General features: G+C 68.0%; 6 protein-coding genes. All 6 read left to right on the top strand.

The annotated features are described in order from the left end of the window. Positions 1 to 10 precede the first annotated feature (10 nt). Positions 11 to 1,960 (top strand): transketolase, encoded by a 1,950-nt coding sequence (gene tkt, locus B3D50_RS07140; protein WP_286950443.1) that lies wholly within the window; start codon positions 11 to 13, stop codon positions 1,958 to 1,960. 5 nt (positions 1,961 to 1,965) lie between these two features. Further along, entirely contained in the window at positions 1,966 to 2,817 is an 852-nt protein-coding gene (locus B3D50_RS07145) for an alpha/beta hydrolase (protein ID WP_286950414.1), read from the top strand. 23 nt (positions 2,818 to 2,840) lie between these two features. Then, positions 2,841 to 4,034 (top strand): formate-dependent phosphoribosylglycinamide formyltransferase, encoded by a 1,194-nt coding sequence (gene purT, locus B3D50_RS07150; RefSeq protein WP_286950416.1) that lies wholly within the window; start codon positions 2,841 to 2,843, stop codon positions 4,032 to 4,034. A 120-nt stretch (positions 4,035 to 4,154) separates the two neighbouring features. After that, a complete protein-coding gene (locus B3D50_RS07155; RefSeq protein WP_286950417.1) occupies positions 4,155 to 6,242 on the top strand; it encodes a carbon starvation CstA family protein in 2,088 nt (695 codons plus the stop codon). After that, positions 6,235 to 6,489 carry a YbdD/YjiX family protein gene (locus tag B3D50_RS07160; RefSeq protein ID WP_128720536.1) on the top strand — a complete coding sequence of 85 codons (255 nt, stop codon included), beginning with the start codon at positions 6,235 to 6,237 and terminating at the stop codon, positions 6,487 to 6,489. Before B3D50_RS07155 ends, B3D50_RS07160 begins: the two co-directional genes overlap by 8 nt. 140 nt (positions 6,490 to 6,629) lie before the next feature. Then, positions 6,630 to 7,101: glyceraldehyde 3-phosphate dehydrogenase NAD-binding domain-containing protein (locus tag B3D50_RS07165; RefSeq protein WP_286950418.1), on the top strand; the 472-nt coding region annotated here is incomplete at its 3' end.

The following is a 7,101-nucleotide window of genomic DNA, read 5'->3' on the forward strand; positions in this document are numbered from 1 at the left end:
GCCCAAGCAGATGGCCGACGCCATCCGGGTGCTGTCCATGGATGCGGTCGAAAAGGCCAAGAGCGGCCACCCCGGCATGCCGATGGGCATGGCCGACGTCGCCACCGTCCTTTATTCGAAATTCCTGAAGTTCGACGCCAGCCGTCCCGACTGGGCCGACCGCGACCGCTTCATCCTGTCGGCCGGTCACGGCTCGATGCTGATCTACAGCCTGCTGCACCTGACGGGCTACAAGGACGCCACCAAGGAACAGCTGGAAAACTTCCGCCAGTGGGGCTTCAAGACCGCCGGCCACCCCGAGTACGGCCACATGGCCGGGATCGAGACGACCACCGGCCCGCTGGGCCAGGGCCTGGCCACCTCGGTCGGCTTCGCCCTGGCGGAGCGCCATCTGGCGGCGCGCTTCGGCAAGGATCTGGTCGATCACCGCACCTGGGTCGTCGCCGGCGACGGCTGCCTGATGGAAGGCGTGTCGCAGGAAGCCATCGCCCTGGCCGGCCGCCTGAAGCTGAACAAGCTGTGCGTCCTGTGGGACGACAACGAGATCACCATCGACGGCAAGGTGTCGCTATCGGACGCTACGGACCAACTGACGCGCTTCAAGGCCTCGGGCTGGGCGGTCAAGGCCATCGACGGCCACGACTATAGGCAGATCCAGAAGGCCCTGGCCTGGGCGACCAAGCAGGACAAGCCGACGCTGATCGCCTGCAAGACCAAGATCGGCAAGGGCGCCGCCACTCTGGAAGGCAGCCACAAGACCCACGGCGCCGCCCTGGGCGCCACCGAGATCGCGGCGACCCGTCAGGCGCTGAACTGGCCGTTCGAGCCGTTCGAACTGCCGGAAGGCGTGCAGAAGGCCTGGGCCAAGGTCGGCAAGCAGGGCGCCAAGGCCCGCAAGGCCTGGGAAGCCCGCCTGCTGAACCACGACCACCGCGACGACTTCACCCGCGCCATGGCCGGCGACCTGCCCACCGGCGCCTTCGAGGCGCTGGACGCCAAGCTGAAGCAACTGGTCGTCGACAAGCCCGCCCTGGCCACGCGCCAGTCCTCGGGCGAGGCGCTGGAGACGGTGTTCAACGCCATCCCCGAAATGGTCGGCGGCTCGGCCGACCTGACCGGCTCGAACAACACCTTCGTCAAGAACACCCAGATCATGGACGCGCCGGACTATGCCGGGCGTTACCTGAACTACGGCATCCGCGAGTTCGGCATGGCCGCGGCGATGAACGGCCTGGCGCTGCACGGCGGGGTCATCCCCTACGGCGGCACCTTCATGGCGTTCGCGGACTACAGCCGTCCGGCGATCCGTCTGGGCGCCCTGATGGGCGTGCGGGCGATCCACGTCCTGACGCACGACAGCATCGGCCTGGGTGAAGACGGCCCGACCCACCAGCCGGTCGAGCATCTGGCGGCCCTGCGCGCCATTCCGAACCTGCTGACCATGCGCCCCGCCGATACGGTCGAGGCGCTGGAGTGCTGGCAGGTCGCCCTGCAGAACAAGACCACGCCGACCGCCATGTGCCTGTCGCGCCAGAAGACTCCAGCCGTGCGCGTGACCGACGCGGGCGAAAATCTCAGCAGGAAGGGCGCCTATGAGTTGAAGGCCGCCAATGGTCCGGCGAAAGTCACCCTGTTCGGCACGGGCACTGAAGTCGCCCTGGCGCTGAAGGCCGCCGAGACGCTGGAGGCCGAAGGCGTGCCGACCCGCGTCGTCTCGGTCCCCTGCTTCGCCCTGTTCGAGCAGCAGCCCAAGGCCTATCAGGACGCCGTCATCGGCCGCGGCACGGTCCGCGTCGCCGTCGAGGCCGCCATCAAACAGGGCTGGGAACGCTTCATCGGCGAGGACGGCGGCTTCGTCGGCATGTCGTCCTTCGGCGCCTCGGCCCCGGCCGAAATCCTCTACCGCGAGTTCGGCATCACCGCCGAAGCCGTGGTGGAAGCCGCCAAGGCCCGGCTGTAAACCTCATGCGCCGCCTCGCCCTCGTCCTGAGCTTCGGCTTGTCGATGGCGGGCGGCGCGCTTGCCTTCGCCGAGACAACCGCCCCCATGGCGGTCGAGACGCCCATCGTCATCGGCCAGTCCTACGCCCTGCCCTCGGCCGGCATGAACCAGACGCGCGAGATCAACGTCTGGCTGCCGCCCGGCTACGCGCAAAGCAATCAGACCTATCCCGTCCTCTATGTGCTGGACGGCGGTCAGGATCAGGACTTTCACCACATCTCGGGCATCGCCCAACTGGGCACCATTGTCGGCACGACGCGCGACGTCATCGTCGTGGGCATCGCTTCGATGGACCGTCGCAACGAGTTGGCCCTGCCGACCGACGACGCCGAACTGATCGCCCGCTATCCGACGCAGGGGCAGTCCGACCGCTTCCGTCGCTTCATCGCCGAAGAGGCCATGCCCTTCATCGACGTCCGCTATCGCACCAGCGGCGAGACGGCCCTGATGGGCGAGTCGCTGGCGGGCCTCTTCGTGGTCGAGACCTTCCTGAAAGAGCCGCAGATGTTCGACGCCTATGTCGCCGTCAGCCCCAGCCTGTGGTGGGACGGCGGCAAGCTGGCGCGGCAGTCGGGGGCGCATCTGCGCGACCACTCCAACGACCCGCGCACCCTGATCCTGACCCTCGGCGACGAGGGCGAGATGATGCAGGCGCCGATGGACGTTCTGACCGCCAACCTGCGCGACCACGCCCTGCCCGGCGTCACCTGGGACTTCACCCCGCGCCCGGCTGAAAGCCACGCCACCATCTATCACGGCGCCGCGCTGGACGCGTTTCGCCGCCTCTATGCGGTTCCGGCCGAGCCGGGAACCTGAACGACTTTTCGGAGCCTGACGCCATGAAGATCGGCACGCCGCTTACCGACCACGCCACGCGCGTCATGCTGCTGGGCTCGGGCGAACTGGGCAAGGAGGTCGCCATCGAGCTGCAACGCCTCGGCGCCGAGGTGATCGCGGTCGATCGCTACGCCAACGCTCCGGCCATGCAGGTGGCGCACCGCAGCCACGTCATCCCCATGACCGACGCCCAGGTGCTGAACGGCGTCATCCTGGCCGAGGCCCCGCACGTCATCGTGCCGGAGATCGAAGCCATCGCCACCGACGTGCTGGCCGGCATCGAGGCGGCGGGTCTGGCGCGCGTCATCCCCACCGCGCGGGCGACGCAGCTGACCATGAACCGCGAGGGCATCCGCCGCCTGGCCGCCGAGGAGCTGGGCCTGCCGACCAGCCCCTACGCCTTCGCCGCCTCGGCCGAGGAGCTCGCGGCGGGCGCGCAAGCCGTGGGCTTCCCCTGCTTCGTCAAGCCGGTGATGTCGTCGTCGGGCAAGGGCCAGTCCTATGTCGAAGGCCCCGAGGGCGTGGCCGACGCCTGGGCCTATGCCGAAGCGTCCGGCCGAGTCGCGGGCGGCGTCGTCATCGTCGAGGGCAAGATCGACTTCGATTATGAAATCACCCTGCTGACGGTGCGCTCGTTGCGCGACGGCGCCATCCTCACCAACTTCTGCGCCCCCATCGGCCACCGCCAGCAGAAGGGCGACTATGTCGAAAGTTGGCAGCCGCAGGCCATGAGCCCCGCCGCGCTGAAGGCAGCGCAAACCATCGCAGCCAAGGTCACCGACGCTCTAGGCGGGCTCGGCGTCTTCGGCGTCGAACTGTTCGTGAAGGGCGACGAGGTCTGGTTCTCGGAGGTGTCGCCGCGTCCGCACGACACCGGCCTCGTGACGCTGGCGACGCAGACCATGAGCGAGTTCGCCCTGCACGCCCGCGCCATTCTGGGCTTGCCCGTCGACGTCACCTTGCGCGAACCCGGCGCCAGCGCCGTCATCTACGGCGGCATGGAGGCGCAGGGCGTCGTGTTCGAAGGCGTGGCCGAGGCCCTGTCGCTCCCCACCGCCGACCTGCGCCTGTTCGGCAAGCCTGAAGCCTTCGAGCGACGCCGCATGGGCGTGGCCCTGGCGCGGGGGGCGGACACGGACGAGGCGCGCCAACGCGCGGCCGAGGTGGCAGGCAAGGTGCGGGTGATCGCTCCGTAATCCTTCTCCCCTTGTGGGAGAAGGAAGCCCCTTTACGACTTTTGTCGATTGGCGCCGGACGCGATTAGGGTCCAAAAAAGACGAAAGGTCGCACCCAGTCGACCCGGAGGACCGTTCGCCATGGGCAAGCTCAAGACGGCGCTGATATTCGGCGCCATCGCTATCCTGGGGACCGTGTCCCTCGCCGTCATCGCCCTGCACCAGGGCGAGAGCATCAGCGCCGTCTGGATCGTGGTCGCGGCGCTGTGCGTCTACGCCATCGCCTACCGCTTCTACGCCCGCTATCTGGCCGGGAAGGTGCTGGGGCTGAACGCAAGGCGGCCCACGCCCGCCGTCAGGCACAATGACGGGCTGGATTACGTTCCGACGCCACGCAACGTCCTGTTCGGCCACCACTTCGCGGCCATCGCGGGGGCAGGGCCTCTGGTCGGGCCGGTGCTGGCGGCGCAGATGGGCTATCTGCCCGGCGTCTTGTGGATTCTGGTCGGCGCCGTGCTGGCGGGGGCGGTGCAGGACATGATCGTCCTGTTCATGTCGACCCGCCGCGACGGCCGGTCGCTGGGCGACATGGTCCGCACCGAGATGGGGCCGATCCCCGGCGTCATCGCCCAGGTCGGGGTGCTGATGATCATGGTCATCATTCTGGCCGTGCTGGCGCTGGTGGTGGTCAAGGCCCTGGCCGAGAGCCCCTGGGGAACCTTCACCGTCGCCGCCACCATCCCCATCGCTGTCTTCATGGGTCTGTACACCCGCTTTCTGCGCCCTGGCCGCGTGGGCGAGGTGTCGGTGATCGGCGTGGTGCTGCTGATCCTCGCCATCATCGGCGGCGGCCATATCGCGGCTGATCCCTTCTGGGGGCCGGCCTTCACCCTGTCGGGCACGACGCTGGCCCTGGCCATGATGGCCTATGGCTTCGTCGCCTCGGTCATTCCGGTGTGGCTGCTGCTGGCGCCGCGCGACTACCTGTCCACCTTCCTGAAGATCGGCGCCATCGTCGCCCTGGCCGTCGGCATATTGATCGTGCGGCCGCATGTGCAGATGCCCGCCATCACCCCCTTCATCGACGGCACCGGGCCGGTCTTCTCGGGCGCCCTGTTCCCCTTCCTGTTCATCACCATCGCCTGCGGGGCCGTGTCGGGCTTCCACGCCCTGATCTCGTCCGGCACTACGCCCAAGCTGCTGGAGAACGAGAACCAGATCCCGCTGATCGGCTACGGCGCCATGCTGTGTGAAAGCTTCGTGGCCATCATGGCCCTGATCGCCGCCACCGTGCTGGACCCGGCCGTCTATTTCGCCATGAACAGCCCGGTCGCCGTCATCGGCGACAACGCCGCATCCGCCGCCGCCGCCGTGGCCCAGTGGGGCTTCCACATCACTCCGGCCGAGCTGGAGCAACTGGCCAAGGACGTCGGCGAACACTCCATCCTGTCGCGCGCGGGCGGGGCGCCGACCCTGGCCGTCGGCATGGCGCACATCCTGTCGGGCGTCATCGGCGGCAAGGCCATGATGGCCTTCTGGTACCACTTCGCCATCTTGTTCGAGGCCCTGTTCATCCTGACCACGGTCGATGCGGGCACCCGCGTCTGCCGCTTCATGATCCAGGATCTGCTGGGCATGGCCGTGCCGAAGATGCGCCAGACCCAGTCCTGGACCGGCAACGTCGTGGCCACGGCCCTGACGGTCGGGCTGTGGGGCTATTTCCTCTATACCGGCGTGGTCGATCCGCTGGGCGGGATCAACAGCCTGTGGCCCCTGTTCGGCATCGCCAACCAGATGCTGGCGGCGGTCGCCCTGATCCTGGGCACGGTCGTCCTGTTCAAGATGAAGCGGCAGAGGTTCGCCTGGGCCACCGCGGTTCCGGCGGTCTGGCTGCTGATCTGCACCGTCACGGCGGGTCTGCAGAAGCTGTTCCACCCCGACGTGAAGATCGGCTTCCTGGCCCATGCGCGTAAGTATCAGGACGCCATGGCCGCCGGCGACATCCTGGCCCCGGCCAAGACCATCGGCGACATGCACCGGGTCATCGTCAACGACTACGTCAACTCGGCGCTGACGGCGGGCTTCCTGTTCGTGGTGCTGACGGTCGTGGTCTATGGCGTCGGGGCCTGTTTCAAGGCGCTGAAGTCCGACCAGCCGACCGTGGTCGAGACCCCGGCGGCGCACGAGCTGACCCTGGCCGACGAAGCCATGGACATCGCCCGTGCTTAAGTCCTCTTCATCCTCAGCGACGACCGGCGGCGCGGACCTGCTCTGCGCCTGCCGGGACACGTTGGTGCGGTGGGGCAAGGACGCCCGCCGCACCGCCGGGCTGATGATCGGCCAGCCGGATTATGACGCCTATGTCGCCCACGCCGCCGTCACCCACCCGGATCAGGCGCCGCTGGACCGCACCGCCTTCTTCCGCCTGCATGAAGCGCGGCGGTTCGGCGAAGGCGGCGGCTTCCGCTGCTGCTGAGGCGGCCTGACCGCACCCGGACGGTTACAGGCGATCATATCTTGTTACGGGCCTTGTTACGGCGACGGGGTTGCAACCGCGCGCGCTCCGTCCCACTAAGGCGCCAATCATAACCGCCCCTGTTCAGGAGACTGCTCCCCATGACCGTTCGCGTCGCCATCAACGGCTTCGGCCGCATCGGCCGCCTCGTCCTTCGCTCGATCGTCGAGCACGGCCGCAAGGACATCGAGGTCGTGGCGATCAACGACCTGGGCCCGGTCGAGACCAACGCCCACCTGTTCCGCTATGACTCGGTACACGGCCGCTTCCCCGGCACGGTCACGACGGGCGAGGACTGGATCGACGTCGGCACCGGCAAGATCAAGGTCACGGCCGAGCGCGACCCAGCCAACCTGCCGCACGCCGAGCTGAAGGTGGACATCGCCCTGGAATGCACGGGCATCTTCACCTCCAAGGACAAGGCCTCGGCCCACCTGAAGGCCGGCGCCAAGCGCGTGCTGGTCTCGGCCCCGGCCGACGGCGCCGACAAGACCATCGTCTTCAAGGTCAACCATGAGACCCTGACGGCCGACGACATCGTCGTCTCCAACGGCTCGTGCACGACCAACGCCC

Origin of the sequence: Brevundimonas sp. UBA7507 (assembly GCF_002478355.1) — a bacterium.
Taxonomy (GTDB): domain Bacteria; phylum Pseudomonadota; class Alphaproteobacteria; order Caulobacterales; family Caulobacteraceae; genus Brevundimonas; species Brevundimonas diminuta_D.

What these genes read in the sequence shown, in the direction of transcription:
- tkt (WP_286950443.1), top strand. Translation starts at nt 11, where the DNA reads ATGGCCGACGCCATCCGGGTGCTGTCCATGGATGCGGTCGAAAAGGCC.
- B3D50_RS07145 (WP_286950414.1), top strand. Translation starts at nt 1,966, where the DNA reads ATGCGCCGCCTCGCCCTCGTCCTGAGCTTCGGCTTGTCGATGGCGGGC.
- purT (WP_286950416.1), top strand. Translation starts at nt 2,841, where the DNA reads ATGAAGATCGGCACGCCGCTTACCGACCACGCCACGCGCGTCATGCTG.
- B3D50_RS07155 (WP_286950417.1), top strand. Translation starts at nt 4,155, where the DNA reads ATGGGCAAGCTCAAGACGGCGCTGATATTCGGCGCCATCGCTATCCTG.